The 25,921-nt window shown below is 44.5% G+C and carries 26 protein-coding genes; 6 read left to right on the top strand and 20 right to left on the bottom strand.

Annotated features, from left to right (window positions below; all coding sequences use genetic code 11):
* Positions 1-29 precede the first annotated feature (29 nt).
* From ACUHGC_RS03220 to ACUHGC_RS03155, 14 genes are all read right to left on the bottom strand, one after another.
* On the bottom strand, positions 30-1,370 hold the full coding sequence (locus tag ACUHGC_RS03220; protein WP_446834240.1) for a ribulokinase: 1,341 nt from the start codon (positions 1,368-1,370) through the stop codon (positions 30-32).
* Positions 1,273-1,713 carry a hypothetical protein gene (locus ACUHGC_RS03215; RefSeq protein ID WP_446834239.1) on the bottom strand — a complete coding sequence of 147 codons (441 nt, stop codon included), beginning with the start codon at positions 1,711-1,713 and terminating at the stop codon, positions 1,273-1,275. The genes ACUHGC_RS03220 and ACUHGC_RS03215 overlap by 98 nt, the downstream gene beginning before the upstream one ends.
* Positions 1,714-1,730: 17 nt before the next feature.
* The gene (locus tag ACUHGC_RS03210; protein ID WP_446834238.1) at positions 1,731-2,681 is read right to left on the bottom strand and encodes an ABC transporter permease; all 951 of its coding nucleotides are present in this window, start codon (positions 2,679-2,681) and stop codon (positions 1,731-1,733) included.
* Between the two features lie 5 nt (positions 2,682-2,686).
* A complete protein-coding gene (locus ACUHGC_RS03205) occupies positions 2,687-3,655 on the bottom strand; it encodes an ABC transporter permease (RefSeq protein WP_446834237.1) in 969 nt (322 codons plus the stop codon).
* Positions 3,645-5,123 (bottom strand): sugar ABC transporter ATP-binding protein, encoded by a 1,479-nt coding sequence (locus tag ACUHGC_RS03200; RefSeq protein WP_446834236.1) that lies wholly within the window; start codon positions 5,121-5,123, stop codon positions 3,645-3,647. The genes ACUHGC_RS03205 and ACUHGC_RS03200 overlap by 11 nt, the downstream gene beginning before the upstream one ends.
* An 80-nt stretch (positions 5,124-5,203) precedes the next feature.
* Complete coding sequence (locus ACUHGC_RS03195) at positions 5,204-5,401, bottom strand: hypothetical protein (RefSeq protein ID WP_446834235.1); 198 nt, start codon at positions 5,399-5,401, stop codon at positions 5,204-5,206.
* A 33-nt stretch (positions 5,402-5,434) separates the two neighbouring features.
* The gene (locus tag ACUHGC_RS03190; RefSeq protein ID WP_446834234.1) at positions 5,435-6,187 is read right to left on the bottom strand and encodes a substrate-binding domain-containing protein; all 753 of its coding nucleotides are present in this window, start codon (positions 6,185-6,187) and stop codon (positions 5,435-5,437) included.
* 249 nt (positions 6,188-6,436) lie between these two features.
* On the bottom strand, positions 6,437-6,619 hold the full coding sequence (locus tag ACUHGC_RS03185; protein WP_446834233.1) for a helix-turn-helix domain-containing protein: 183 nt from the start codon (positions 6,617-6,619) through the stop codon (positions 6,437-6,439).
* A gap of 101 nt (positions 6,620-6,720) precedes the next feature.
* Positions 6,721-7,287, bottom strand: coding sequence for an arabinose operon transcriptional regulator AraC (gene araC, locus ACUHGC_RS03180; RefSeq protein ID WP_446834232.1), 567 nt, complete (start codon positions 7,285-7,287; stop codon positions 6,721-6,723).
* Between the two features lie 33 nt (positions 7,288-7,320).
* Entirely contained in the window at positions 7,321-8,352 is a 1,032-nt protein-coding gene (locus ACUHGC_RS03175; RefSeq protein WP_446834231.1) for a LacI family DNA-binding transcriptional regulator, read from the bottom strand.
* Complete coding sequence (locus ACUHGC_RS03170) at positions 8,345-9,289, bottom strand: tagatose kinase (RefSeq protein WP_446834230.1); 945 nt, start codon at positions 9,287-9,289, stop codon at positions 8,345-8,347. Before ACUHGC_RS03170 ends, ACUHGC_RS03175 begins: the two co-directional genes overlap by 8 nt.
* Positions 9,290-9,292: 3 nt before the next feature.
* Positions 9,293-10,243, bottom strand: coding sequence for an ABC transporter permease (locus ACUHGC_RS03165; RefSeq protein ID WP_446834229.1), 951 nt, complete (start codon positions 10,241-10,243; stop codon positions 9,293-9,295).
* Positions 10,240-11,748 carry a sugar ABC transporter ATP-binding protein gene (locus ACUHGC_RS03160; RefSeq protein ID WP_446834228.1) on the bottom strand — a complete coding sequence of 503 codons (1,509 nt, stop codon included), beginning with the start codon at positions 11,746-11,748 and terminating at the stop codon, positions 10,240-10,242. The genes ACUHGC_RS03165 and ACUHGC_RS03160 overlap by 4 nt, the downstream gene beginning before the upstream one ends.
* 57 nt (positions 11,749-11,805) lie before the next feature.
* On the bottom strand, positions 11,806-12,690 hold the full coding sequence (locus ACUHGC_RS03155) for a substrate-binding domain-containing protein (RefSeq protein WP_446834227.1): 885 nt from the start codon (positions 12,688-12,690) through the stop codon (positions 11,806-11,808).
* 273 nt (positions 12,691-12,963) lie between these two features.
* Here ACUHGC_RS03155 and rpe point away from each other — a divergent pair, with 273 nt between their 5' ends.
* From rpe to ACUHGC_RS03130, 5 genes are all read left to right on the top strand, one after another.
* The gene (rpe, locus tag ACUHGC_RS03150) at positions 12,964-13,647 is read left to right on the top strand and encodes a ribulose-phosphate 3-epimerase (protein ID WP_446834226.1); all 684 of its coding nucleotides are present in this window, start codon (positions 12,964-12,966) and stop codon (positions 13,645-13,647) included.
* A 15-nt stretch (positions 13,648-13,662) separates the two neighbouring features.
* Positions 13,663-14,325, top strand: a complete 663-nt coding sequence (locus ACUHGC_RS03145) for a phosphoglycolate phosphatase (protein WP_446834225.1) — start codon at positions 13,663-13,665, stop codon at positions 14,323-14,325.
* A gap of 15 nt (positions 14,326-14,340) precedes the next feature.
* Positions 14,341-15,348, top strand: a complete 1,008-nt coding sequence (gene trpS, locus ACUHGC_RS03140; protein ID WP_446834224.1) for a tryptophan--tRNA ligase — start codon at positions 14,341-14,343, stop codon at positions 15,346-15,348.
* A gap of 9 nt (positions 15,349-15,357) precedes the next feature.
* Positions 15,358-16,098, top strand: coding sequence for a PHP domain-containing protein (locus tag ACUHGC_RS03135; protein ID WP_446834223.1), 741 nt, complete (start codon positions 15,358-15,360; stop codon positions 16,096-16,098).
* Between the two features lie 103 nt (positions 16,099-16,201).
* Complete coding sequence (locus tag ACUHGC_RS03130) at positions 16,202-16,870, top strand: ATP-dependent Clp protease proteolytic subunit (RefSeq protein WP_446834222.1); 669 nt, start codon at positions 16,202-16,204, stop codon at positions 16,868-16,870.
* Positions 16,871-16,911: 41 nt separating this feature from the next.
* On the opposite strand, the gene ACUHGC_RS03125 is transcribed toward ACUHGC_RS03130, so the two are convergent.
* The 4 genes from ACUHGC_RS03125 to narQ form a co-directional block, all read right to left on the bottom strand.
* On the bottom strand, positions 16,912-18,045 hold the full coding sequence (locus ACUHGC_RS03125; protein WP_446834221.1) for a glycerate kinase: 1,134 nt from the start codon (positions 18,043-18,045) through the stop codon (positions 16,912-16,914).
* Positions 18,046-18,058: 13 nt separating this feature from the next.
* On the bottom strand, positions 18,059-18,871 hold the full coding sequence (locus tag ACUHGC_RS03120; protein ID WP_446834220.1) for a Cof-type HAD-IIB family hydrolase: 813 nt from the start codon (positions 18,869-18,871) through the stop codon (positions 18,059-18,061).
* 82 nt (positions 18,872-18,953) lie between these two features.
* On the bottom strand, positions 18,954-19,457 hold the full coding sequence (locus ACUHGC_RS03115) for an N-acetyltransferase family protein (protein WP_446834219.1): 504 nt from the start codon (positions 19,455-19,457) through the stop codon (positions 18,954-18,956).
* 32 nt (positions 19,458-19,489) lie between these two features.
* Positions 19,490-21,193 (bottom strand): nitrate/nitrite two-component system sensor histidine kinase NarQ, encoded by a 1,704-nt coding sequence (gene narQ, locus ACUHGC_RS03110; protein WP_446834218.1) that lies wholly within the window; start codon positions 21,191-21,193, stop codon positions 19,490-19,492.
* 335 nt (positions 21,194-21,528) lie between these two features.
* Between narQ and ACUHGC_RS03105 the strand changes: the two genes are divergently transcribed.
* Positions 21,529-23,211 (top strand): solute:sodium symporter family transporter, encoded by a 1,683-nt coding sequence (locus tag ACUHGC_RS03105; RefSeq protein WP_446834217.1) that lies wholly within the window; start codon positions 21,529-21,531, stop codon positions 23,209-23,211.
* 74 nt (positions 23,212-23,285) lie between these two features.
* Here ACUHGC_RS03105 and ACUHGC_RS03100 read toward each other — a convergent pair whose 3' ends face one another.
* A complete protein-coding gene (locus ACUHGC_RS03100) occupies positions 23,286-24,020 on the bottom strand; it encodes a 3'-5' exonuclease (protein ID WP_446834216.1) in 735 nt (244 codons plus the stop codon).
* On the bottom strand, positions 24,017-25,888 hold the full coding sequence (locus tag ACUHGC_RS03095; RefSeq protein WP_446834215.1) for a DUF294 nucleotidyltransferase-like domain-containing protein: 1,872 nt from the start codon (positions 25,886-25,888) through the stop codon (positions 24,017-24,019). The genes ACUHGC_RS03100 and ACUHGC_RS03095 overlap by 4 nt, the downstream gene beginning before the upstream one ends.
* Between the last annotated feature and the right edge of the window lie 33 nt (positions 25,889-25,921).

Here is a 25,921-nt window from a genome sequence, read left to right as displayed (position 1 = left end):
CTTCGTTAACCTTAATGGCGGTCAGCGACCTACTCAGCTTGTTCAAAAAATTTATTATACAGAGGCTCCGTTGCTGTAGCCCACTCCTTATACTGTTGGTAGAGCGCACTATAGTGTTTGCTTCTGGCTTCATTCGGATAATATGTTTTTTCCATTTTGCTCGCCATCACTTCCTGTGCCGCTTCTACCGTTGAGTAAATATCCGCCGCAACCGCTGCAAAAACCGCTGCCCCCAATGCACAACACTGATCCGATTTTACAATCTGAATCGGTTTTTCCATCACATCGGCACAGGTTTGCATCACAACTTGAGATTTTCTTGCAATTCCACCTAATCCGATGATTTTCTCTACCGGCACTTGTTGTGAAACCAAACATTCCATAATCATTTTTGAACCGAAAGCCGTTGCAACGATTAAGGAGCCAAAAATAGAGCTGGCGTCGGTTCCTAGACTGATTCCTGAAATAACCCCTTTTAATTTTTGGTTGGCAAAAGGCGTACGCCGTCCATTAAACCAATCTAAAGTTAACGGCAGGTGCTCCAATCTTGGATTTTTATCCCACTCCTCCGCTAAAATTGATAACAGATTTTGTCTAAATTCATCCAGTTCCGATTGCAAGTGCGGCTGCTGTTGCCTTAACTGGTCTAATGGCCAACTCAGTACACGAGCAAACCAAGCGTAAACATCACCAAACGCGGATTGCCCTGCCTCTAATCCAACCGCATTCGGCACAACACTGCCGTCAACTTGACCGCATATTCCTTCAATCGAGCGTTTGTTAACCGTTTCATAGTCTGTAATTAAAACATCACAAGTGGACGTGCCAATCACCTTAACCAGTGTATTTTTAGACGCCCCCGCACCAACCGTTCCCATGTGGCAATCTAATGCGCCGCCTGAAATAACCACATTCTTAGGTAGATTTAACTTTTTCGCCCAATCCGTCGTGATCGTACCAACGGCAATCTCCGCGGTTTGCGTTTCAGTGAACAGCGGCACTTGCAAATTTTCGGTGATTGAAGGGTGTAGTGCGGTTAAAAATGCCGTAGATGGCAATCCGCCCCAATCCGGATGCCATAAACTTTTATGTCCTGCGGTGCAACGGCCTCGTTTTAACTGAGTTGGCTTAGTTGTTCCGGATAATAACGCCGGCACCCAGTCACAAAGCTCAACCCAGTTAGCCGCAGACTGTCTGACTTCTGGATCAATCGTGTGTATATGCGTTATTTTCGCCCAAAACCATTCTGCAGAGTAAGTACCGCCAATGTACTTAAATATAATCCGGATATTTTCCGCTGTGGCACAACTCGGTAATATAATCCGCTTCTTTAGTTGCGGTATGATCCTTCCATAAGATAAACATCGCATTGGGATTATCTTTAAATTGCTCGGTCAGTGCTAAAACATTTCCATCAGCATCTATCGGAGCGGGCGTTGAGCCGGTTGCATCAATACCGATGGCAACGATGTTTTTTCGAATATTTTCATCGATATTTTCAGTAATTTTGCAAATCGCCTCGCTCATCGATTCAATATAATCTAACGGGTGATGGCGAAATTGATTGTTATCCGAATCGCAATACAACTCTTTTTTCCAACGAGGATAATGGCTAACATAGGTCGCAACTTCCTCACCACTCTGGCAATTAACCAATAGTGAACGCACCGAATCACTACCGAAATCCAAACCAATAACAAATTTTTCTGACATAATGATGACCCCCGATATTATTTTCTTCTGATGAGAAAATTAAATTGATATTTTTGTAAGAAAATAAAAATAATTAATAAAGCACCCCATAACGCCATGGTAATGTAACTGCTCACTCCGATAATATTTAAGCCACTTTCCAACGTTTGTAATAAAATCAAAGCCACGAGAATACCGACTAATTTTCCTTTCCCACCATCCGGATTCACACCGCCTAATACCGCTGCTAAAATTGCCGTCAGCAAATAGGAATCACCATAAGAGGCTTTTGCCGAATTTAATTTTGACATCATCAAAAGTGCGGCGGCAACACAAAGAATAGAGGAGATGATATAGACTAAAATAATAATCTTTTTAGTATTAATTCCCGAGAAATATGTTACTTTCTCATTATTTCCAATGAAATAGATTGATTTCCCCAACGTTGTCTTATCAAAAATAACCCATAACACCACGGCTAATAATGCAAAAACAAGCAATGGAATAGGAATGCCGAAAAAAGCACCACTATTTAAGACTAAGACACTATCAGAGAAATTAGAAATAGCCGATCCTTTCGATAACAGGACATTTAATCCGTTAAGTAGTGTCATCGTGCCCAGTGTCGCCAGAATCGGGGATACCCTGATAACGGCAATTAACACGCCGTTCAGCAAGCCGATAATACCAGCCGTGATTAATCCCAGTAAAATAGCAATCACAAGAGAGGACGGGTTATTGATCAGATAAAATGCCATCACCAGCGAACATGAATTCATGGTGGCAATAATGGACAAATTAATACCGCCGGTCAGCATAGTAATCGCCATTGCCAGTGTCAACACTCCCAAGATCGGCATCTGTGATGCAATGGATTGAAAATTACTCACAGACCAAAAAATATCCGGAATAAAAAAACTAAATGATAACGTTATTAATAAAAGCAAAATAATCAAATAGTTAAATGAATTATCTTTGAATTTGTTCATAACAATTAAACTCCTGCTTTATTTCGTTGGCTCCAAGCGGTCATACTGACACTGAACACGATAATTAAACCTGTAACGACCGTTTGCCAGTACGATGAGATACCCAAAAGATTCAAGCCATTTTGAATAATTGCCAGTAGCACAACCCCCATGATCGTGCCAGACAGCGTTCCCTTCCCACCGATTAAACTTGTTCCGCCAAGTACCACTGCGGCCAGCACTGTCAATTCATATCCTAATAATGAATCGGGTGCGACGGTTTGCACGGTATAGGATTGAACAACACCGGCAATTCCCGAAACAAATCCCATATAGCCATAAACAAAAAGATGTAATTTGAGCAGACTAAAGCCTATTCTGGATGCCGCCTCAGCATTTCCTCCCAAAGCATAGATTTTTCTTCCGATACTGGTTTTATTCATAATAAAACCCGTAAGCAAGACCACCGCAATCAGCAGCATAAACTGAAATGATAAACCATATTCAAATCCGTCTGCGGTTGTTGATTTGAAAAGGATAATTTCCTCTTGAAACCACGCCGGATAATCATCTAGCCATATTCCTTTGGTAATATAAAGCAGTAATCCGTAAAAAATATTTAATGTTGATATTGTGATGATAATTGATGGCACCTTGAGTTTATTGACAATAAATGCGTTCACCAATCCCAAAGTAATACCTGAAATAATGGAAATCAGGAAAACAATAAAATAATTCCCATCATGTTTCATAATAAACGACACCATAATATATTGAGAAATAATGGTTATCGCCGGAAACGAAATATCAATTCCACCTGAAATTAAAACAATAAACAAGCCGCACGCCAGAATCGCCAACATGGCATAACTGTTGATGACATCATAAAAATTCTCTATTGTTAAAAAGTCATCTGTCCTAATGGATAAATAAATAGAGATGATAAGAATCGTTACAATCAAGAAAAAGTTTTGTGAGATAGATTTATTTTTCATTGATCGCCTCCAATATTTGTTGTTCACTGGTTTTATCGGCTTCAAATTCATGGCTTATTCTGCCTGATTTCATAACAAAAATTCGATGGCTATTATAGTAGGCCTCTTCTACCTCATCTGTAATGAAAATAACGGATATGCCTTGGAGTGAAAGCGATTTAATGATATTAAATATGCCCTCTTTGTTTGCAATATCTACACCAATAGTCGGCTCATCTAAAATTAATAGATCAGGTTTAATCGCTAACCATTTGACAATCGAAACCCGTTGAACATTACCACCGGACAGGGTGTTTACCGGAAGATTTGAATCAGGCGACTTAATCTTTAACTGCTTAATCAAATGATCACTATACGAATGCGCACGTTTTTCATTAATTAAGCCAAATTTAGTGCTAATCTTATTGAAAATAGTGGAAATAATATTATCTTTAATCGATGAATCCATTACCAATCCAGTTGCCATTCTATCTTCAGATACATAGCCAATACCCTTAGTAATCGCATCTCGATTACTTTTGAATTGGACTTGCTGATTATTGAAAATGATTTCGCCCGAATCCGGTTGTGTTACCCCGAATAAGCTAAGGCAAAGTTCCGTTCTGCCAGATCCTAGCAACCCAATAATTGAAACGACTTCACCTTTTTGTACCGAAAATGAAATATCATGGTATTGGTTCTGCTTAGAAAGTTGTTTTACCGTTAAAATTGATTGAGAATCTGCAATTGTCGATAATTTTTCATAATTGAACTCAATACCTGTCATTAAATAAGCCAGTCTTTTCTCATTCATTTCGGCAATAGGATAATCTCCAACCAAATTTCCATCCTTCAACACCATCACCCTATCCGAAACCGTAATCACCTCATTTAATTTATGGCTAACAAAAATAATACTGATTCCGGCGTTTTTAAGCTGCTGCACGATTTTCAACAAGGATTGAACTTCCTGCACGGTTAATGACGCTGTCGGCTCATCCATAATAATCAAACGTGCATCTTGAGCTAATGCTCGGCATATTGCCACCAATTGCTGTTGTGCGACAGAAAGCGTTTCAACAATCGCATCCAGTTCTAAGTGCGCATTAATATTTTTTAATGTTTCACTAGCAACCTGACGGATCGTTTTTTGACTTGATAAAAAGTGATCATGGTGCAAATTAATCGCTATATTTTCAGCTACTGTTAAGTTAGGAAAGAGAGAGAGATCTTGATAAATAACTTGAATACCTTTTCTAATTGACTCTTTTGGTGTTAATTTTGCATACTCATCCGAATCAATTTTAATAAGCGCATTTTTATCCGGTTGATAAACACCAGATAAAATTTTAATTAATGTTGATTTTCCACAGCCATTTTGTCCGGCTAAACAAAGCACCTCACCCTTATTTAAAGTTAGCGAGACATTATTTAATGCTTTCACACCATAAAAGGTTTTAGAAATATTTTCCATGGTAATAAAAGTCATAATAATCACCTTTGATATGAATATTTATAAGGAGGAAATGATGGATTCCCTTTTTCAAGAAAATCCATCATGATGAGAAATTAATATAAGCTATCAATATTCTCTTTTGTCACTTTTAAGACTTTATGGAATTGAATTAAACGATTTTCTTTATTGACACTGGCTTTTCCTACATTTGGAATTTCGAAACCATCAACAATCTCTTCGCCTTTTAATAATTTGGCAGCAACTGCAGCTAACGCATAACCACCAGATGCCGGATCGTATGTGATACCCATCGTAATGTTTCCACTTTTAATCAGTGAAGCGGCTTACGAAGGGATCATCATGCCAAATACAAAGAATTTATCTTTCATGCGTTTTTCTCTAACCGCCAAACCCGCACCGATCGGGCCTTGCGAACCAAAAGAAACTACCGCTTTCAAGTCAGGATGCGCTTTCATTAAATCCAATGTGGTGCGTCGTGCATCATCAATATTCTCAGCAACCGGCATACGCGTTGTAACTTCAAACATATCCGGATAATGTTCTTTTTGATATTTAACAAATAAATCCGCCCAAAGGTTATGCTGCGGTACGGTCAATCCACCAACATAAATGACATAACCGCCCTTTCCGTCCATGGCTTTAGCCATTTCTTCAACATTGTCCGCAGCAAACTGAGCATTATCAATGATCTCAATATCCCAATCCGCACTTGGCTGGCCGACAGATTCATGTGTTAGCACAACGATTCCTTGTTGTTTCGCTTTTTTCAATACCGGCTCTAGCACATTTGCATCATTCGGCACAATGGAAATCGAATTCACCTTTTTCGCAATAAGATCTTCAATCAGTTTGACTTGTTGCGGAGCATCAGTGCTGGACGGCCCGACTTGATAAGCATTGACACCAAAGTCTTTCCCTGCTTGCTCAACACCTTCCGCCATTCTGTTAAACCACGACATACCTGCTATTTTAGAAATATTTACGATTTCAACATCTTTTGCCATTACATTAGGCGCAAGAACCGTCATACCTAATAGCCCCGTCAATAATAGATTTTTAATCGTCAGCTTTTTCATTATTCACCTCTTGATATTATGAACATGGTTATTTTTGCTATTGGCATATTACATCCTTATCAATATGCACGACCAAAAATTAGCGTAACATAATGATTAAAAAGAAATTAAATCATTATGAGATACTGTATCCTTTCAGTCTGAGGGAATGATAGTCTAAAAAACTGTCAGGTTATATGTAAAATTCGGCTATTTATATAGACTATTTGGCAGAAAGATTTTTTTTGTGAAGCAGGTCACTGCTTTTCACTATCTGGAATGACGAAAGACGGAAGGGCTAACACCACAATACTTTTTAAAGACTTTTGAAAAGTACAGCTGATCATCGAAGCCCAGCTGTTTGGCGATACTCATAATCGAAATATCGGAGGTATAAAGTAATTTTTTGGCGTTTTCCATTCTTTGATAATCCCGCCATTGAGTTAGGCTCATGCCAAGCTGTTCAGAAAATAAATGGGTTAACCGAGAGGTCGAAAGATTGACCCGATTAGCAAAATATTCAATTTTATGATTTTGTTGTAAATCATTCAGGATTAAATTGCAGACAATATCAATTCTAAGGCATTATTCGATTTATGCTCAATATTTTTTGGATCAAGCCTTGCACACTTAATCAGCAATAATTCTAAAAAGCACATCGTAGTATCTTTGGCAAACACCTCGTTGGATTTCGATAGATTTTCAATTTTCAAGAAAAGATCCAAGATCGCTTGATACTCCTCCTTATTTGCAATGCTTAATCGCCCAATGCCATTGTCTGTTGAAGACCATCTCAACCAATCAATCCAAAACGTTCTCGGTCTGAAATAAATCCACTGGTGATACCAAGAATAATAGGCTGATTCCCGGCGATAATGGTGCATTGCTTGTGGCGAAAACAAAAGCAAATCGCCTTTATCCGCCAAAAAAGTTTTCTCTCCATTAAAAATTTCGCCCCTACCCCGAGTGGTTAAATTGATAATATAGCCTTTCATGCCTTGCGGACGATTAATGATATAATCCAAGTAGTTATCTTTTTCAATGATCGTACGTCCTGCCACCAGATCCATATCGAATGGGTAATCTGATAACAACAAAGGAAGATCTTTTTGATTATCCATACTCAATATATTTCTCGCTATAGATCAGATTTATTAGGCTGACTGCCTTCTTACTAACGTCATCGGCACAAGCTGCGGTGTTGTTAATGGACGATTGCCATTAATATATCCCAATAATGTATCTATCGCTAATTTAGCTATCCCATCATAATCTTGTGCAGCTGTTGTTAAAGGCGGGCATGTATATGCAGCAAGCGGGTGATCATCATGCCCGGCAATCCGCAATCCATCTTCTCGGATACCAATAGGAATACCTTTCTCCCATGTTGCAAGAAATGCCCCATACGCTAAACGGTCATTAGCACACAATAACGCTTGATGTTTCGTTTTACGTTCATGCAGCCATCGAGTCGTTCGATGATAACCGTATGTTTCAAATTCCCAATCAACGCAGCTATCCGCTTTTAATACACACGGATTTTCTTTATTTTTTCCCATCGCTGTTTCATATGAGTGCAAACGCGTTTTAGCATTTCGATTAATTTCCGGCATTGCCAAGAAAGCCGGTGGTGTTCCACTTTGGCAAAGATAATCCACCAACAACGTGATACCTTGTTGATTGTCGGTGCCGATAAAAGGTGCGTCATGCTTTGGTGGCGAATCAAGATATACAATCGGGAGATCGTCTTCCATTCGTATTAGCTTACTTTGTACTGAGTCTTTGCCTAGCGGCACAATCAACACACCCGCAACATTCATGGCTTGTAATTTTGCAACCGCATCAGCTTCTACACTCAGCTTCCCGTTAGAAGGCAATGTAAAGATAAAATACCCCGATGCTTCTGCAATAGTGGATATACGCGAAACGAGTTGCATATAAAACGGATCAGTGATACTGGGAATAATGATTCCGATCACTCGGCTTTTATTACGCTTTAAATTACTGGCAAATAAATTTGGTCGAAATCCCGTTTCCTCGACAGCAGCTCGAATAAGCAATTGGGTGTGACTACTAACTTGTTGCGGATCGTTAAAATACTTGGACAGCGTTTGTCGTGAGAGCCCTATGTACTCCGCCAATTGCTGCATGGTATTTACCGACAGCCCCATTTTGTTTTTATTCATCTACCGTCTCTTTTAAAAATAAATCCAGTTCCGGCCGAGTTGATGTCCCTTCCATTGGACCTAAGCGCGTAACTGCTCGTGCCCCCGCTGCATTTGCATAACTAAGCGCAATTTCTGCCGAATAACCCGCCAACCACAAGCCGACAAATGTACCGCCAAAACAATCCCCCGCTCCCGTCGGATCAATTTCTTCCACTGTATGCGCTGCAATATCCAGCCGCTTATCTTGTGTGAAATATGTTGCACCCTGATGGCCTTTTTTAACCACAATTTCTTTAATACCGCACTTTAATAATTCATCAATAGCCGACCGCTCTTCTTTTGATTGGGTAAATAAAAACAACTCTTCACCGGAGGGCAAAAATAAATCGGTCTGTAATAATATTTTCTGTAGATCATTCCTTAATTCCGAAGTCATAATTTCTGGTCTTAAATTCGGATCAAAAGAGAGTGTGCCTCCACGTGATTTAATTTCCTCCACTGCACGCCATGCCATTTTTTTTAATCCGGGTGATGAAAGTGCGGTTCCCATCAAATGTAAATGACTACAGCTCTGCAGCAAGTTTTCAATATTGGTATTTTCATCTAATTTGCCGCAAGCACTATGTGCAATATTAAAGACAAAATGGCGACTTCCGTCCTCTCGATAACGAACGAAAGCACTGCCCGTTGTCTCACCTTTTGCGACTGAAATACCACTAATGTCAACATTATCTTGCTGTAAGCGTTTCAAATTTAATACACCAAAATCATCGTCACCCACTCTTGAGATAATGGCGCAGGGGATTCCCAATTTACCTACTTGATCAATAAAAATAGCGGGTGCTCCGGACGGAAATGGACCAATCAGCGGTTGTGTTTCTAAGAATCCATCGCCTTTTGTTGTCGCCACAATTTCGACTAAGACTTCACCAATCGTTAATATTTTCTGTTTCATATCCTAACTCCGTTTTTTCTTAGATCTCACATCCAACCAAACCGCAATTAAAATAACGATACCTTTTACAATGAGTTGATAGAAATAGGGAACAGACATCATATTCATACCATTATTCAAAATGCCAATAATCAACGCACCGACCAATGTGCCGATCATCGTGCCGACACCTCCCGCTAAACTCGTGCCACCTAGCACTGCTGCGGCAATCGCATCTAATTCATAGCCCATACCGGCATTCGTTTGTGCTGAATAGAGCCGAGATGACAGCAATATTCCGGAAATTGCCGCCATAATTCCTGAAACGGTAAAGATCCAAATTTTCACTTTTGCGGTAGAAATTCCTGAATATTGAGCCGCTTCAATATTTCCACCGGTAAGGTAGGCTTTACGCCCAAAAACGGTTCGAGACAGCACGATGTGATTCACTAAAAATAACGCCAGTAAAATCCAAATCACAATAGGAATACCAAACCATGCCTCATTTCCTATTGAGGTCCAGCCATTATTGGTGATCATTTGCGGTGCTCCATTCGTGGGCAAGCTGACCATTCCTCGATAAATCCCCATCGTTGCAACCGTCACAATAAATGAGGGAAGCGCTAACTTTGCGGTTAAGGCGCCATTAATCAATCCCATCACTGCTCCCGCGGATACCGTAACAAGCAAGGCTGGTACTAACCCATAATCCAAAGCTAAGACCTGGGCGCCGACCATGCCGCTAACTGCAATAATCGATCCGATAGAAAGATCAATTTCGCCCAACAAAATAACCCACGTCATACCAAACGCAGCAATAGCCACGACTGAAACCTGCTGTAAGATATTCATAAAGTTTGCTATCGACATAAACCGATTATTAGCGAAAGAAAAGAATACACACAGCACAATAAGCGAAAGGAAAATACCACCCAGTTGACGTGCATATTGCATTAAACGATCATGTTTTGTCATGAGATTTGCCCCGTTGCCGCAGCCATAATTTGCTGCGGATTCAATGAACTTGCTGCAGCTATGGTCTGAATACGCTTCCCTGCCATCACGACAATACGATCGGATAGCCCCAAAATTTCCGGCAATTCAGAAGAAACTAAGAGTATGGCCGTTCCATTTGATGATAGTTGCCGAATAATATTATAGATTTCAAACTTCGCGCCGACATCAACCCCACGGGTTGGCTCGTCTAAAATAAGAATTTTAGGTTGTGTTGTCAGCCATTTAGCCAAAACTACTTTTTGCTGATTTCCTCCTGAAAGAGTATTTGCTGAAACTTCCTCTGACGGCGTTCGGATGGCAAGTCGTTTAATTGCCTCTTTAGACTCATGGCATTCACGCTGATAATTTAGCCATCCTCCATTAAAAGAAAATCGAGATAGCGCTGCCATCGTGGTATTATATCGAATAGATGCCGGTAGCACTAAACCCTCTTCTTTCCGGTTTTCCGTGACAAAGCCTATTCCTTGTTTGATCGCAATATTTGCATTCGTGATTTTAATGAGCTTATTATCTAAATAAATATCCCCCTGATAAGGCAACATTCCGAACAACGCTTTCATGACATCAGAACGCCCCGCGCCAACCAACCCAAAAAAACCTAAAATCTCACCCGCTTTTAGGTCAAAGCTTACATCCTTAACTTTATTGGCTATCGTTAAATTCTTAACATTTAAAACCGTACGCTCATCCGTAAAGTTTTTTTCAAGCGCTGGTGGATAAATTTGATCCATTTGGCGTCCAACCATCATCGCAATCAATTTATCAATCGTAGTATCAGTTTTAAGTACGGTTTGCACATACTCACCATCGCGCATAACCGTAATATCATCCGATAAGCGCATAATTTCTTCCATTCTATGTGAGATATAAATAACGGCTTTTCCTGATTCGGTGAGCTGGTTAACGATAGAAAATAGAATTTCCGCCTCGGAATCTGAAAGTGATGAAGTCGGTTCATCTAAAATAATAATGTCAGAAGAACGGCTTAGACCTTTTGCAATTTCAACTAATTGCCGCTGTGCAATAGACAAATCACCTACTTTCGCACTTACATTTATCGGTAATCCTAATGAATTAATGAGAGTGGAAGCCTGTTCTTCGATCTTACGATCATTGATAAACCCAAAATATGAAGGCTCATGGTTCGCATAAATATTCTGAGCAACAGTTAAATTATTCGCTAAACTCAGCTCTTGAAATACAATAGATAATCCGGATGCAGAAGCATCTTGTGGTGATTTCGGACTATAAGTGCGGTTATTTAATAACATTTCTCCTGAATCCGCACTATAAACCCCGGCTAAAATTTTCATTAATGTTGATTTACCGGCGCCATTTTCTCCCAACAGTGTATGTACTCGCCCTCGTTTAACGGTCAAATTCATATTTTTTAACGCATGAACTACACCAAATGATTTATTAATTCCTTTTAATGTCAGTGCAATATCATCTTGTTTGATCATACTGTCCTTCCTTTATCATGGGCGGGAGGTAACCATCCCGCCCGCATTATAAAGAGCTTATTTAGTATAGACACCCGGTTCAATTGGCTGTTCTTTAGCAACATTTTCTCCAGCCAGCACTTTGACTGCCGTATTCAATGCTTCTTTCCCCATTTTATCCGGATATTGGCGAATAACACCGACCATAACCGGATCTGAGTCCACAGCATCTCTGGCTTCTTTCATACCGTCAAAGCCAATCACTTTCACCTGATCTTGTAATCTTGCCGACTTAACTGCAACCGCAGCTGCCAGTGCCGCATCATCACCAAATCCGAAAATCCCTTGAATATCTGGATTGGCTTGTAGCATATTCTGTGCAACAGATAAGGCTTCTGCGCGTGTGATCCCCGTTTGTTGGGCGACAATTTTTATTTCAGGATAGTCGGAAAGCGCTTTTTTAAAACCTTCAACTCTCGCCACAACGGATTGCACCGTCGGATAATCAATAATGGCAACATTGCCCTTGTTATTTAGTTCTTTTGCCATTAATTCGCCAGCTTTTACACCGCCGGCATAGTTATCGGTACCGATATAAGATGTTACCTCCACGCCTTCGGCAGGCACATCGACAGTGATCACTTTAATTCCCGCATTTTGTGCTTTTTTAATTGCAGGCAGAACGCCTTTACTATCAACCGGCGAGATAATAATCGCCTTCGCCCCTTTAACAATAAAGTCTTCCACATCCGCTAGCTGTTTACCCAAATCTTGATTGGCAATCGACACTTCCAAATCGACACCTTTATCCTTTGCTTCCGCTTTGATGGCATCCGCCAACTCAATATAAAACGGGTGTTGCTGAGTCAATAATGAAGCACCAATTAAGTCAGCCGACCACGCACTTCCGCAAGCAACGGCGATTGCACCACTCAACATAAATTGTTTGAATATCTTTTTCATAACTCGTCTCCAATATCTAAATTGATTAAATTGCAAACTCTTGACGCATTGCGCACTTAAATACAAAAAATATCGCTGTCGATACCTAAGTACAATTCCGTTATAACAATCAAATTTACACGTGTAAACAAGATAAATTCAAAAATATGATCCAGATAACTTTTTATAAACTAATAATGTTAAAATTCTTGAGATTACACGGCTTAATATTTCACACCCCCATGATTAAGTAGTAAACTACCCCTACCGCACTTTCATAACCAAAGGTGATTTATGCAACCCTATTTAATTGCTCCTTCGATTCTTTCTGCTGATTTAGCCCGTTTAGGCGATGATGTCGCCGATGTGTTGGCGGCGGGTGCTGATGTGATTCATTTTGATGTGATGGACAACCACTATGTGCCGAATTTAACCTTCGGGCCGGCGGTGTGTCAGGCGCTGCGCAATTACGGCATCACAGCGCCGATTGATGTGCATTTGATGGTGAAGCCGGTTGATCGCATTATCCCAGATTTTGCCAAAGCAGGCGCAACCTACATCACCTTTCACCCCGAAGCCAGTGAGCATATCGACCGCACGTTGCAGCTGATTCGGGATTGCGGCTGTAAATCGGGCTTGGTATTTAACCCTGCCACGCCGCTGTCGTATTTGGATTATGTAATGGACAAAATAGATGTGATTTTGCTGATGTCGGTGAATCCCGGGTTCGGCGGGCAATCGTTTATCCCCGCAACATTGGATAAACTGCGCCAAGTGCGGTCGAGAATCGATCAAAGCGGTTTTGATATTCGTTTGGAAGTGGACGGTGGGGTGAAAATCAATAATATCGCTGACATTGCCGCGGCGGGGGCAGATATGTTTGTCGCAGGCTCGGCGATTTTCGACCAGCCCGATTACGCACAAGTGATCCGCGACATGCGCCAGCAATTGGCAACGCTAGATCCCACCTATATCTAACAATAAGGACAATATATGGGACAATTTAAGGTTATCGGATTCGATTTAGACGGCACGTTGGTGGACAGCTTGCCGGATTTGGCACTATCGCTGAATCAAGCGTTTGCTGAAGTCGGTTTGCCGCAAGCCCCCGAAGAATTAGTCATGACGTGGATCGGCAACGGCGCCGATGTGCTGTTGGCACGCGGACTTGAATGGAGTGAGGCGAACTTAGATGATGAAAGTATTAAGCAGCTGAAAAGACGCTTTGGTTTCTATTACGGCGAAAATATCTGCAATAAAAGCCGACTATTCCCTCATGTAAAAGAGACCTTGGAAACGTTGAAAGCGCAAGGCTATATTTTGACTGTGATCACCAATAAACCGACCAAACACGTGCAGCCTGTGCTTGCCGCATTCGGGATTGATCACCTGTTTTCGGAATTACTGGGCGGGCAATCCTTGCCTGCGATCAAGCCGCACCCTGCGCCGCTGTATTATCTGTGCGGCAAATTCGGGATTTATCCAAAACAATTGCTGTTTGTCGGCGATTCTAAAAATGATATTCTGGCGGCACACAGCGCAGGCTGTGCGGTGGTCGGGCTGACTTACGGTTATAATTACAACATTCCGATCAGCGAATCGCAACCTGATTGGGTTTTTGACGATTTTGCCGACATTTTAACCGTAATTAATTAAGTTTAAGGAAAAACAATGAGTAACAAATCTGTGGTATTTAGCGGCGTGCAGCCGTCGGGCGAATTGACAATCGGCAACTATTTGGGTGCGCTGCGCCAGTGGGCGAAAATGCAAGACGAATTTGATTGCCTGTTTTGCATTGTCGATCTGCACGCCATCACCGTACGCCAAGATCCACAAGCACTGCGCAACGCCACACTGGATACCTTAGCCATTTATTTAGCGGCAGGCATTGACCCGAGAAAAAGCACCATTTTTGTGCAATCTCATGTACCGGCACACACCCAACTGGCATGGGTGCTGAACTGCTACAGCTATTTCGGTGAAATGAGCCGCATGACCCAGTTCAAAGACAAATCAGCACGTTATGAAGAGAACGTGAATGTCGGGTTGTTCACCTACCCTGTGCTGATGGCAGCGGATATTCTGTTGTATCAAGCCAATCAAGTGCCGGTGGGCGATGATCAACGTCAACATTTAGAAATCACCCGTGATATTGCCCAGCGTTTCAATGCGCTGTACGACAACCCATTCACCGTGCCAGAAGCCTTTATTCCAAAAGCCGGCGCGCGCGTGATGTCGCTGCTGGAACCTGAGAAAAAAATGTCGAAATCCGACGACAACCGCAATAACGTGATCGGTTTGTTGGAAGATCCCAAAGCGGTGGCGAAAAAAATCAAAAGAGCGGTTACCGATTCCGATGAGCCGCCAGTGGTGCGTTATGATCGCCAAAACAAAGCGGGCGTATCGAATCTGTTGGATATTCTGTCGGGTGTTACGGGCAAAACGATCGCTGATCTTGAAGCGGAATTTGAAGGCAAAATGTACGGGCATTTGAAAAGTGCGGTCGCGGACGAAGTCTCCAGCATGTTGACCGAGCTGCAAGCCCGCTTCCAGCATTTCCGCAACGATGAAGCGTTGTTGAACCGCATTTTGCGTGAAGGGGCAGAAAAAGCCGAAGCACGCGCTGCGGCAACCTTACAGAAAGCGTATCAAGCGGTCGGGTTTGTGGCAAAAGCATAAGAGGACGCGATGAATTATCCGGTCGATTTACACACGCACACCATTGCCAGCAGCCATGCCTACAGCACGCTACACGAATATATCGCCGTCGCCAAACAGCGCGGCATTCGCCTGTTTGCCAACACCGATCACGGTCCGGCACTGGGCGATGCGCCGCACGAATGGCATTTTTCCAATCTGGCGATTTTGCCACGATTTATCGACGGCGTGGGCATTTTGCGTGGTATTGAAGCCAATATTCTGAACACCGCCGGTGAAACTGATTGCAACGATCGGATGCGTCGCTCGTTGGATTTGGTGCTGGCGGGATTTCATCCGCCGTCAATTCAGCCGACCACCCGCGGCGATCACACCGCTGCGCTGATCAACTGTATCAAGAGCGGTAAGGTGGACATCATCACCCACCCCGGCAATCCGAAATTTCCGATCGACGCCATTGCCGTGGCGCAAGCCGCCGCACAACACAACGTCGCGTTGGAAATCAACAACTCCTCGTTTTTGCATTCACGAGTCGGCAGCTATGACAACTGCCTCACCATTGCCGCTGCGGTGCGTGACGCCGGTGGTTGGGTCAGTATCGGTTCCGATTCGCACTATGCCGGTTATTTGGGCGATTTCACCCACAGCCTGGCACTGCTGGAAGCCACCGATTTTCCGCCGGAACGAGTTTTAAACCAAAGCCCACGGGTGTTACTCGATTTTCTGGAAAGTCGCGGCTGGGCAAAAATCGACGCCTTTGCCGAACTTTAATAACCTGCGTGATTAATTAAAACTCAGTAAACTCGTTTTGTATTTTCAACCACTTATTCAATAATAAGTGGTTTTTTATTATTTCTTGATAACGAGGTTTCCCATGAAAATCCGTCTTACTCAAACCGCACTTTCCCTATTGGCGTGCCTTGCGTTGCCGTTTAGCACCTCTGCCGAACTGAAAAAAATCGAAGCGGACGAACGTGCCGAAGTCGCGAAAATCTACTATACCGCTCCGGTCGAACCGCACTTGATTTCCGAATTGGTGTACGCCATTGATGACATCAATAGCAATTACCCGAAAGTGAAACGGATTTATCTGTATCTCAACAGCGACGGCGGCGATATGGATAGCGGACAGATTGGTTATTGGGCGGTGAAAAGCTCTAAAATTCCGGTGACCACGGTGAATTTGTCAATGGTCGGTTCGTCTGCAACCATCATTTTTTGCGGCGCCGAACAGCGTTTATCATTGCCGAACGGCAAATTTCTGCTACACGCTTCCAGCTTAACCGGTTCGGAAGGCTTATTGCGTCCCGATGATATTGAGAATCTGAAAAAAGAGTCGCAGCTATACAATCAAGTCTTTTCCAACACCTACCGCCAGTGCACCGACTATTCCGAGCCGCAAATCCAACAGCTGTTGCGCAGCGAAGGCACTCGCCTGCTGATCACCGCGGATGAGGTTAAAAACAACAAGCTGATCAGCGGCTTTGCCGACGGAATCGTGCAAGCGCCAATCAGCTATCATATTGTCCAAGGTGCAGAGTAAACCATACCGCACTTGCGTGCAAAGTGCGGTTTGAGCGACAACTATTTTGCCAATTGATACAGCCGCGCCACGTTTTGCGCGGTTGAAATCAGGTTATTGCGCCCGTTTGCCAGTGTCTCTTGCAAGCTGCCGAGTTGGCTGATAATCGGGAACACCGCATCAATGCCGTGCTGATACACTGCCTCATAATCGTCTCGCAAGCAGCCGCAAATCGCGATCACCGGTTTGTCGAACTGCTTGGCGGTTTTGGCGACGCCAATCGGGGTTTTGCCGTGTACCGTCTGCCCGTCGATTCGCCCTTCGCCGATGATCACCAAGTCGGCATCCTGCAATTGCTGTGCCAGATTCACCGCTTCCACCACGATTTGCACGCCCGGACGTAAACTGACATTCGGCAGTAGCAATAAGCCGCCGCCCATGCCGCCCGCCGCTCCGGCGCCCGCTTGATCGGCAATATTAATCGCCAATTGCTGTTGTGCGATTTCGGCAAAATGCGCCAATGCCTGATCCAACTGCTGCACCATCGCCTCGTCGGCGCCTTTTTGCGGTCCGAACGTCGCCGATGCGCCCTGTGGTCCGCAAAGCGGATTGTCCACGTCGCACGCCACTTCAATTTCCACCTGTTGCAAACGCGAATCCAACTGCTCCAGACTAATCTGTGCCATCTGCGCCAACGCTTCGCCACCAAAGCCAAGTTCTTGTTGTCGGTCATTTTGAAAACTCGCCCCTAACGCCTGCAGCATGCCGACACCGCCGTCGTTAGTCGCACTGCCGCCGATGCCTAAAATAATCTTGTTCACCCCGCAATCTAGTGCCGCTTTGATTAATTCGCCGGTGCCATAGCTGGTGGTCAACAGCGGATTGCGCTGCTCCGGCGTCACCAAATGCAGCCCGGATGCCGCCGCCATTTCGATAATCGCGGTTTTGCCGTCGCCGGACAAACCGAAAAATCCTTCGACCTTATTCGCTAACGGCGCTGTCACCGTCACCGGTTGTAGCTTGCCGCCGGTGGCATCCACCAGCGATTGCACCGTGCCCTCACCACCATCCGCCATCGGCACTTTCAGATATTCCGCCTGCGGAAAAACCTTGCGAAAACCGGCCTCAATCGCTTCCGCCGCTTCAAGTGCGGTCAGGCTCTCTTTAAATGAATCGGGCGCAATAATAATTTTCATTGTCAGCTTCTCCTTACCTCAACACAAATTTCTCAATCACCTGCGCCACGCCGGAATCGTTGTGATCGGCAGTGATATAATCGGCGACGGCTTTCAGTTCGTCGGTGGCGTTGCCCATTGCCACGCCTAACCCGGCGTATTGCAGCATATGCAGATCGTTGCCCGCATCGCCGCAGCAGATCACCTGTTCGGCGGCGATATTCAGGTGTTCGGCAAGTGCCGCCACGCCGGCGCCTTTGTTGGCTTGCGGGTGGATAAACTCCAGAAAAAATGGCGCGCTACGCACCACGGTGTAGCGCTGTGCCAGTTCCGACGGCAGGTTAGTGACGATCTTTTCCAGCAATTCGGGCGGATCAATAATCATGCTTTTGATGATCGGTTCGTCGTCATCCAGCGTATCAAAATCTATCACCGTGAAATCAATAAAATTGGAATCGGCTTCGTGTTGAGTGTAGTGGCTTGGCTGTGGGGTGATCAAGCCGCGCTCCGGCGAAAACGCATGGGTGTTCAGCCCCATTTGTTGCGCGTAATATGCCACCCGTTTCGCGTCTTTGCCGCTCAACATTTTACTGTTGATCACATGACCGTCGTCTGCCCGTTCAACCCGTGCGCCGTTAAAGCACAGCACATAATCATCGCTACCGGTCATGCCGAGCTGCTGCATATATTTTTTCATGCCGATGTAAGGTCGCCCGGAGGCTAAAATCACATAAACCCCTTGTGCGCGGGCGGCTAAAATGGCGTCTTGGTTGCGTTGGCTAATCGCTTTTTGCGTATTCAACAGCGTGCCGTCTAAATCCAGGGCGATCAGTTTATAAGTTGTCATGGTGGTCTCCTTGTCGTTTTGCTTTAGCATAACATTTTACAAGCTCTGCGCGCGCCTGAAATCACGGTATTTTATGCATTCGTTAACGCTGATAGCCCAACAGCAGTAGCGTTTCTTTATGCTGCTGCATATCGGCGATATTCGGCAGTTCGCCCCAGCGTTGAAAACCACACTTTTGCAGCACGCCGACGCTGGCCAGGTTGCCTTTAAACACGAAACCGAGCAGCGTGCTGAAGCCAAGCGGCTGCATTTGCTGTTGCAAAAACTCCACCACCTGCGCGCCGATGCCTTGCCCTTTGGCGCAGTTATCCAGATAAAAACTGACTTCCGCGGTAATGTCATACGCCGGGCGACCATAAAACGGTGACAATGTCGCCCAGCCGATCAAGTCGTTTTCCGCATTGCGTAGCGACCAAATCGGGTAGCGTTCACTGTTGCGGTGAAATTCAAACCATTCTTGCCGATCGGCAACCGAAATCGGTGCCAAATCCGAAGTGATGTGGCGGCTGTCGATGGTTTGGTTATAAATTTCCACGATTTTTTCCAAATCGTGCGGCTGAGATTTCTCAATCTGAATGTTCGGCATTGTGATTCCCTCTGATTATTTTTATCTTGTGATTACTCGACACTGTCCGCCAACAACAGGCTGATTTCGGTGCCGCCACTGTTGCGACGTCGGATTTCCAAGCGCGCGTTCAACTCCTGCGCGCGTTCCAGCATGATATTCAAGCCGTAGTGTCCGCTAGGTTCGGTTAAAGACGGAATGCCGATGCCGTTATCTCGAATTAACACCTGATTTTCACCGTCTTCGGTGCTGCGCGCAATCACTTCGATCAAATCGGCTTTGGCGTGTTTAATGCTGTTCAGCACCGCTTCGCGCACGATTTGCAGCAAGTGAATCTGCTGTTGCGCATTCAGCAGCTGTGACGGCAAGGCGCAATCAAGGGTAATCTGTGCCTCGGAGCGCGGTTGTAAGGAATCAATCACTTCCTGCAATGCCAGTTTCAGATTGGATTCGCTCACTGTTAAGCGGAAAGTCGCCAACAGCTCGCGCAGCTGAGTGTAACCGTCACTAAGTGCGGTTTCAAACTGGCGCAAAATCGCCAGACTTTTGACCGCTTGAGTTTCACTGACATCGTTTAAAATGCTGCGCCTCAATAAGGTTAACTGAATTTGCAAATATGCCAACACTTGCGCCAGTGAGTCATGCAGTTCGCGCGCAATAATCGACCGCTCTTGCATTAAAATCAGGTGTTGCCGCTGGCGCAGCAGTTGATAGGAATGAATCGCCCGTCCGAGCATTTGTGCGATATTTTCAATGGTGCGCAAATCGGGATAGGCTTCGGTGCGCTGCCAATTCAGGCTGCCTAAATTCTGATCGTTAATCGTGATTCGGGTGGTCTGCCAATTCGCCGTCGCCGACTCCTCGCCCACTTCCAGATTAAACGCCTCATTGGCGTTCGCCACCAGTCGCACCACTTGCAGTTTTTCATTTTGCAGCAGCAGTTTCAATACGGTGGTTAGATTCTCACGGGTAATTTCATGTAGTGTGAGTTGTTGTGAACAGTAATACAACATCGACAACGTGCGGTTGATCTGCGTTAAACTGCGAGTTTTCTGGCTGACTTGTTCTTCTAACGATTGGTACAGCTTTTGTAGCTGCGCCGCCATTTGCGTGAAGCCGCGCGACAATTCGCCCAGTTCGTTATCACTATCAATATCCAACTCAATATGTTGGAACTGGCTGTTTTGCACCTGCTGACTGGCGGTGACCAAACGCTGCAACGGCGCTACCACTTTTTTGCGGCTGTAACTCAACAGATACAAGCCCAGCAGCGCCATCAGCAATAAGCTGAACAGATTAATATAAATCGCAAAACGAATCCGCTGCTCGGAAAACTGCTGCAATACCGACACAAAATTATCCACCTGATCAACATAGCGTTCCAGATTCTGCCGATACGCTTCGGCATTTTCCTGCCGCAAATAGCCTTCCATCACCTGCCAACTTTCGAGCAAAGTGCGGTAGGCGGATTGCACTGTGTGCGGCACATAAAAACGCTCCAGATTCATCAACGTCGGCGTCTGCAAACTCGCCTGATAAGTGTCAATCCCGCCCTCCAACAGCTCCGGCTGATACTCCATTTCGTACAACAAACGATAACTCTGCATCCGCAGCGAACCCGACACATTAATCATCTCGGCATCGGAATGGTTGCTGATCATAATCAAGGTGGTCACACAAATAGACAACCCGGACAACATGATAATCATCACCAAATAATACGCCAACCGCGAAGTTACCGATTTTTTAATCTGCACGCCAAAGCTCCTGTGATAAGGGGGTGGGAATATTATAGTGGTTATGCGAAGTGCGGTATAGCGGGTTTTGCTATCATTTCTTGCCATTTTACTGACATAAATGAAATAAAATTTTCATTTATAACCTATCTTCCCTCCTCTTTTCAGTTGGAGAAAAAAAGAGATTTTTATCGATTAGTTCACAAGTTATCCGCCAAAGTTTGATCTGTATAACAAAACCGAAGATTGCTGATTGCCAATCCAAAAATTGAAACGTATATTCCATTAATGAAATAGCAGTTTTTTTGTTTTATGCTGAACTTAACCGTTTTATCCTAAAGAAGTGAGGAAAATGTATGTTAGCTTTTATATCATTTGTTGGCTTTACCGCAATGGTCGCCATTATTGCATGGTGGTATACGCGAAATGATGATCTGAGTCATTCCGAGGGATACTATCTCGCCGGGCGCTCGTTAACCGCCGTATTTATCGCCGGCTCAATGATGTTGACAAACTTATCGACCGAACATCTTGTTGGTTTGAACGGTTTGGCATATCGTTCCGGTTTCATCGTCATGGCATGGGAAGTGATGGCGGCAATCACGATTGCAATGTTTGCTTTCTACTTTTTGCCGAAATATCTGAAATTAGGGATTGCCACTATTCCGGAATTTCTGGAAAAACGCTTTGATAAAGGAACCCTGTTAATCACCTCACTGCTGTTCCTCGGTTGCTATGTTATCTCGCTGCTGCCAATCGTGCTGTACACCGGTGCGCTGGCATTAGAAAGTCTATTTAACGTCTCGGAAGTTTTCGGGCTGGATAAAACCACGTCATTATGGATTATCGTTTGGGGTGTCGGGATTCTCGGTTCGATTTACGCCATCTTCGGCGGTTTAAAAGCTGTGGCGGTTTCCGATACCATCAACGGTGTCGGCTTATTGGTCGGCGGGATTTTGGTGACGGTTTTAGGGTTAATGTATGTCGGCGACGGCAATGCTTGGGCAGGGCTAAAAGAGATTTACCATGCCAATCCGGATCACTTTAATTCCATCGGCGCCGCCGATTCAGTGGTGCCTTTCTCTACGCTATTTACCGGTTTGATCGTGTCAAATATGTTCTTTTGGTGTACCAACCAATCGATTATCCAACGCGCATTGGGCGCAAAAAATCTGAAAGAGGGGCAAAAAGGCGTTCTGCTTTGCGCCTTCTTGAAATTATTAGGCCCATTATTGATTATCCTGCCGGGGATTATCGCGTTCCATATTTTCCAAGGCAAACTGGATATTCCTGACCAAGCCTATCCGGATTTGGTACAGTTGGTATTGCCGGATGCGCTGGTCGGCTTCTTCGCTGCTGTCGTGGTCGGCGCATTATTGTCTACTTTCAACAGTGCACTTAACTCATCGGTGACCCTGTTCTCTCGCAATGTGTATAAAGTGCAAATCAACCCAAATGCCAGCGACACCAAACTGGTGAGCGTCGGCAAAATCGTCGGCATTGTATTAGCGATTGCCGCCATGATTGTCGCACCACTGGTCGCCAATGCGCCGGACGGTTTGTTTTATCTGATTCAACAGCTGCAAGGGGTATTTAATGCGCCGATTTTGAGTGTGGTTGTGGTTGGGCTGTTGACCAAACGCGTTCCGCCGATTGCAGCAAAATTCGGGCTGATTTTCGGCATGGTGGCGTATATCGTATGTAACTTTATCCTGAAAGTCGATCTCCACTTCTTCCACTTAGTCGGATTGCTGTTTGTGATTAACGTTGCCATTATGCTGTTAATCGGGCGCATTAAACCAATGGCAACCCCGTACCAAGAAGTGTACACCAAACAAGTGGATATTGAGCCGTGGGCATACGTTAAACCGGTCTCATTAATCATCACCTTGTTGTCTTTAACCATGTATATCTTTATGGCGAACAATGTCGCTACGCTAGTTTGGATTGGTTACTACTGCTTCGCTATCGCCACCGTATTGTATTTCCTGTATGTGTTTGTACAGCAGCGCAACAAGCAGTTAAACGCCGGCATTTAATTGCACATTGCCATTAAAACAAACCCCATTCAAATTTGAATGGGGTTTTTCGTTCGTACCATGGAATGGTAACATTACGCCGATGATTGCGAGCGCCGATATACCACGCCTAAGATTTTAGGCTGTGTTCCGAACAGTCGAACCAGCTGCGCCAAAAATAGCTCGCCTGCGGCAATCGCGTCACTCAAGGCATTATGCGCCACATATTCGGGCAACTGATAACGCCGTCGCACCGCATTCAATTGATAATTCGGATTCGGAACAGGCGCTGCCGACGAGCGTAACGAACGCTCAATTTTTAAGGTGTCCAGCCACAAAAGCGGAAAGTGATTTAATTTATACTTGATTGCCAAATAATGATTGATAAAGCGCTTTTCAATGCTGGAACCGTGAGCAATCACTATCCGTCCTTGCATTAAGGTAAACAGTTTCGCCATCACCTCATCAAGTGCGACCGCACTTTGCAACATTTCCGGCACGATATGGTTAATCACCGCTGTGTCCTGCTTCACCTCTTGATCGGCGACAAAGTGATGCCATGAACCCGACAATTTCAATGTCAGCTGATCTATCGGCACCGCCGCAACACTCAAAATATTATCGATCATCGGGTTAAACCCCGTCGTTTCAAAATCAATCGCCAAGTAGTGCAACCGGCTTAATTCCGCCCGTAATTCAGGATAAGGTGTGGCGAACAGCGGCAATAACTTCGCCGGGCACTGCTTGGATTGAATCAGTTTTTGGCGTTGTTTTTCCAGTTTGTGCAACGGGTCAAAACGCTGGAACCAGTGGGAAATGCCGGTAATCATCGAATTAATCCTTGCTGTGAAAAGCGCATTTCCGCCGCTTCCTGCAATTTCGCGATCAAGCGGAACGCATCTTTTAGATTATTACGCTCGAATGAGGTCAACTCATCAGGCGCAATATGGTTAGTCAGTGGTTGTTGCTGGCGTAACGCTTGTAATTGATACTTAAACCGCACTTCGCATACAAAACGGTAAGCACCCAGAATATCGTCCAACATTTCCTTATTAATTGCTTTTTTCTGATAACAGGCAAGAAACCGCTCCTCGGTCGAGGCGGTTTGTACAATCCCTGCCGCTAGTGCATAAATCCGTCCTAAATCAACTAATAAACTGATAGCACGTTTTTTCAAATTCAGTTTATTTTTATGTTCACCGTCTTTAATTAGCACAAAGTTTCTGAAAATACTTAGCGGAGGTTTAACTCGAATAGCGTTGGCAACTAAAAATGCCAGAAAACGGCGATTTCCTTGAATGCGCTCCACAAAAAAGTGACTGAGCTCATCCGCCAACGTCTGATCGCCGTGAATCGCACGCAAATCTAAAAATACCGAGGCATGCAGCAAACTTTCCAGTTCCGGCGTTAATATCCAGTGTTCAAAATCTTGTTTCCACTGCGCCAGTGATTGGCACCAGCGTGGATTTAACGCCATATAACCGCCCGAGCAGCGCTCATAACCGCACTTATCCAATCCCTGGTTGACAAATTCCGCCAATTGCGCGAAATAGTGACGTTCGTCGTCATTCAACGCCCGTTCAGTGATAATCGCATTATCTTGATCCGACAGCGGGTGAATTTCCGCACGCGCCTGTGAACCGGCAACAATCCAAGCATAAGCACAAGGCGGCTTACCAAATTGATGTTCCGCCATTAGCAGTAATTTTTGGTGGAACGCATCGGCGATCAGGGTCATCACCTGCATGATATTTTGATAATCCACGCCACCGTCGATCAACGCCTCAAAAATCGCCTGCCGTTTTGTTGATAAGTTAATGAGCAGCGCTAGGCTATCGGCTTGGAAAATATGATTAATCATAAAAACCGATTGGGTGCTGTTTTTTTGCACCAGATCGGTGGCGGTCAAAATCCCGATAACGGTTTCATCTACCATCACCGGCAAATTGCGAATATTATGCCGCATCATCAAAGAAATGGCGTTCAACACCAGCTCATCCGCGGCAATAGTCGGCGGGTTGACGCTCATCACACGGCTAATCGGTTGATTAACGTCCAGCCCTTCCGCCACCACTTTTTTGGTCATATCACGATCATTTACCATGCCGACCAATTTGCCGTTTTGCATCACTAAAGCAGAAGATCGTCGCTGACGGCACATACTTTTTGCCGTTTCTTTAATCGTTGCCGACGCCGTCACGGTTGCGATTTTGCGGTTTGCCACCTCCTCAACCGTCTTGATAAAAATGCCGTCCTGATTTTGCAGCCAGCCGGCTTTTGAGGCGTTATGCAACCGCGTTCCGGCTTCCGCCGCAAAATAGGCGGCATATTCAGGATGATTTTTGAGAATCTCATTTAACAGAGAATAGGGAATTTGATAAATCAGGCAATTTTCAAGGGCGCAGGCAGTGTATTTTTCGTCCTCTTTAGGATTAAAAATGCTGAAACCGAATACACTGCCGCTTTCCAAGCGGGCGCGCAATTCGCCGTTAGCTTTTTTCTGCTCGACCGCCCCAATACGGATAATATACAAAACGTGCTGTGCCGCCTGCTCCGCCGCAACAATAATCTCGCCTTGCGGCACATAGCGAATTTCAACATTGGCGGCAATTTGCGCAATAACCGTTTTCGGCAGCTGATTGAACGGATCGACTTGCGCGATAAACAGTTCAATATTTGGAATAAGCGAGGCGTCCATCGATGGCTCCTTATGATCGTTTACGATTATTTT

The organism is Testudinibacter sp. P27/CKL/0425, from assembly GCF_052931395.1.
This window is presented reverse-complemented; position numbering and strand designations above follow the sequence as displayed.

Bases quoted from the DNA above. Each gene is read 5' to 3' on its own strand.
- ACUHGC_RS03160 (WP_446834228.1), bottom strand. From the start codon at position 11,748: ATGATCAAACAAGATGATATTGCACTGACATTAAAAGGAATTAATAAA.
- ACUHGC_RS03135 (WP_446834223.1), top strand. From the start codon at position 15,358: ATGAATTATCCGGTCGATTTACACACGCACACCATTGCCAGCAGCCAT.
- rpe (WP_446834226.1), top strand. From the start codon at position 12,964: ATGCAACCCTATTTAATTGCTCCTTCGATTCTTTCTGCTGATTTAGCC.
- ACUHGC_RS03145 (WP_446834225.1), top strand. From the start codon at position 13,663: ATGGGACAATTTAAGGTTATCGGATTCGATTTAGACGGCACGTTGGTG.
- araC (WP_446834232.1), bottom strand. From the start codon at position 7,287: ATGGATAATCAAAAAGATCTTCCTTTGTTGTTATCAGATTACCCATTC.
- ACUHGC_RS03120 (WP_446834220.1), bottom strand. From the start codon at position 18,871: ATGACAACTTATAAACTGATCGCCCTGGATTTAGACGGCACGCTGTTG.
- ACUHGC_RS03170 (WP_446834230.1), bottom strand. From the start codon at position 9,289: ATGAAACAGAAAATATTAACGATTGGTGAAGTCTTAGTCGAAATTGTG.
- ACUHGC_RS03095 (WP_446834215.1), bottom strand. From the start codon at position 25,888: ATGGACGCCTCGCTTATTCCAAATATTGAACTGTTTATCGCGCAAGTC.
- ACUHGC_RS03105 (WP_446834217.1), top strand. From the start codon at position 21,529: ATGTTAGCTTTTATATCATTTGTTGGCTTTACCGCAATGGTCGCCATT.
- ACUHGC_RS03190 (WP_446834234.1), bottom strand. From the start codon at position 6,187: ATGAAAAAGCTGACGATTAAAAATCTATTATTGACGGGGCTATTAGGT.
- ACUHGC_RS03165 (WP_446834229.1), bottom strand. From the start codon at position 10,243: ATGACAAAACATGATCGTTTAATGCAATATGCACGTCAACTGGGTGGT.
- ACUHGC_RS03210 (WP_446834238.1), bottom strand. From the start codon at position 2,681: ATGAACAAATTCAAAGATAATTCATTTAACTATTTGATTATTTTGCTT.
- ACUHGC_RS03130 (WP_446834222.1), top strand. From the start codon at position 16,202: ATGAAAATCCGTCTTACTCAAACCGCACTTTCCCTATTGGCGTGCCTT.
- ACUHGC_RS03155 (WP_446834227.1), bottom strand. From the start codon at position 12,690: ATGAAAAAGATATTCAAACAATTTATGTTGAGTGGTGCAATCGCCGTT.
- ACUHGC_RS03195 (WP_446834235.1), bottom strand. From the start codon at position 5,401: ATGGGTATCACATACGATCCGGCATCTGGTGGTTATGCGTTAGCTGCA.
- ACUHGC_RS03205 (WP_446834237.1), bottom strand. From the start codon at position 3,655: ATGAAAAATAAATCTATCTCACAAAACTTTTTCTTGATTGTAACGATT.
- ACUHGC_RS03185 (WP_446834233.1), bottom strand. From the start codon at position 6,619: ATGAGCCTAACTCAATGGCGGGATTATCAAAGAATGGAAAACGCCAAA.
- ACUHGC_RS03115 (WP_446834219.1), bottom strand. From the start codon at position 19,457: ATGCCGAACATTCAGATTGAGAAATCTCAGCCGCACGATTTGGAAAAA.
- ACUHGC_RS03175 (WP_446834231.1), bottom strand. From the start codon at position 8,352: ATGAATAAAAACAAAATGGGGCTGTCGGTAAATACCATGCAGCAATTG.
- ACUHGC_RS03215 (WP_446834239.1), bottom strand. From the start codon at position 1,713: ATGTCAGAAAAATTTGTTATTGGTTTGGATTTCGGTAGTGATTCGGTG.
- ACUHGC_RS03220 (WP_446834240.1), bottom strand. From the start codon at position 1,370: ATGCGATGTTTATCTTATGGAAGGATCATACCGCAACTAAAGAAGCGG.
- ACUHGC_RS03100 (WP_446834216.1), bottom strand. From the start codon at position 24,020: ATGATTACCGGCATTTCCCACTGGTTCCAGCGTTTTGACCCGTTGCAC.
- ACUHGC_RS03125 (WP_446834221.1), bottom strand. From the start codon at position 18,045: ATGAAAATTATTATTGCGCCCGATTCATTTAAAGAGAGCCTGACCGCA.
- ACUHGC_RS03200 (WP_446834236.1), bottom strand. From the start codon at position 5,123: ATGACTTTTATTACCATGGAAAATATTTCTAAAACCTTTTATGGTGTG.
- trpS (WP_446834224.1), top strand. From the start codon at position 14,341: ATGAGTAACAAATCTGTGGTATTTAGCGGCGTGCAGCCGTCGGGCGAA.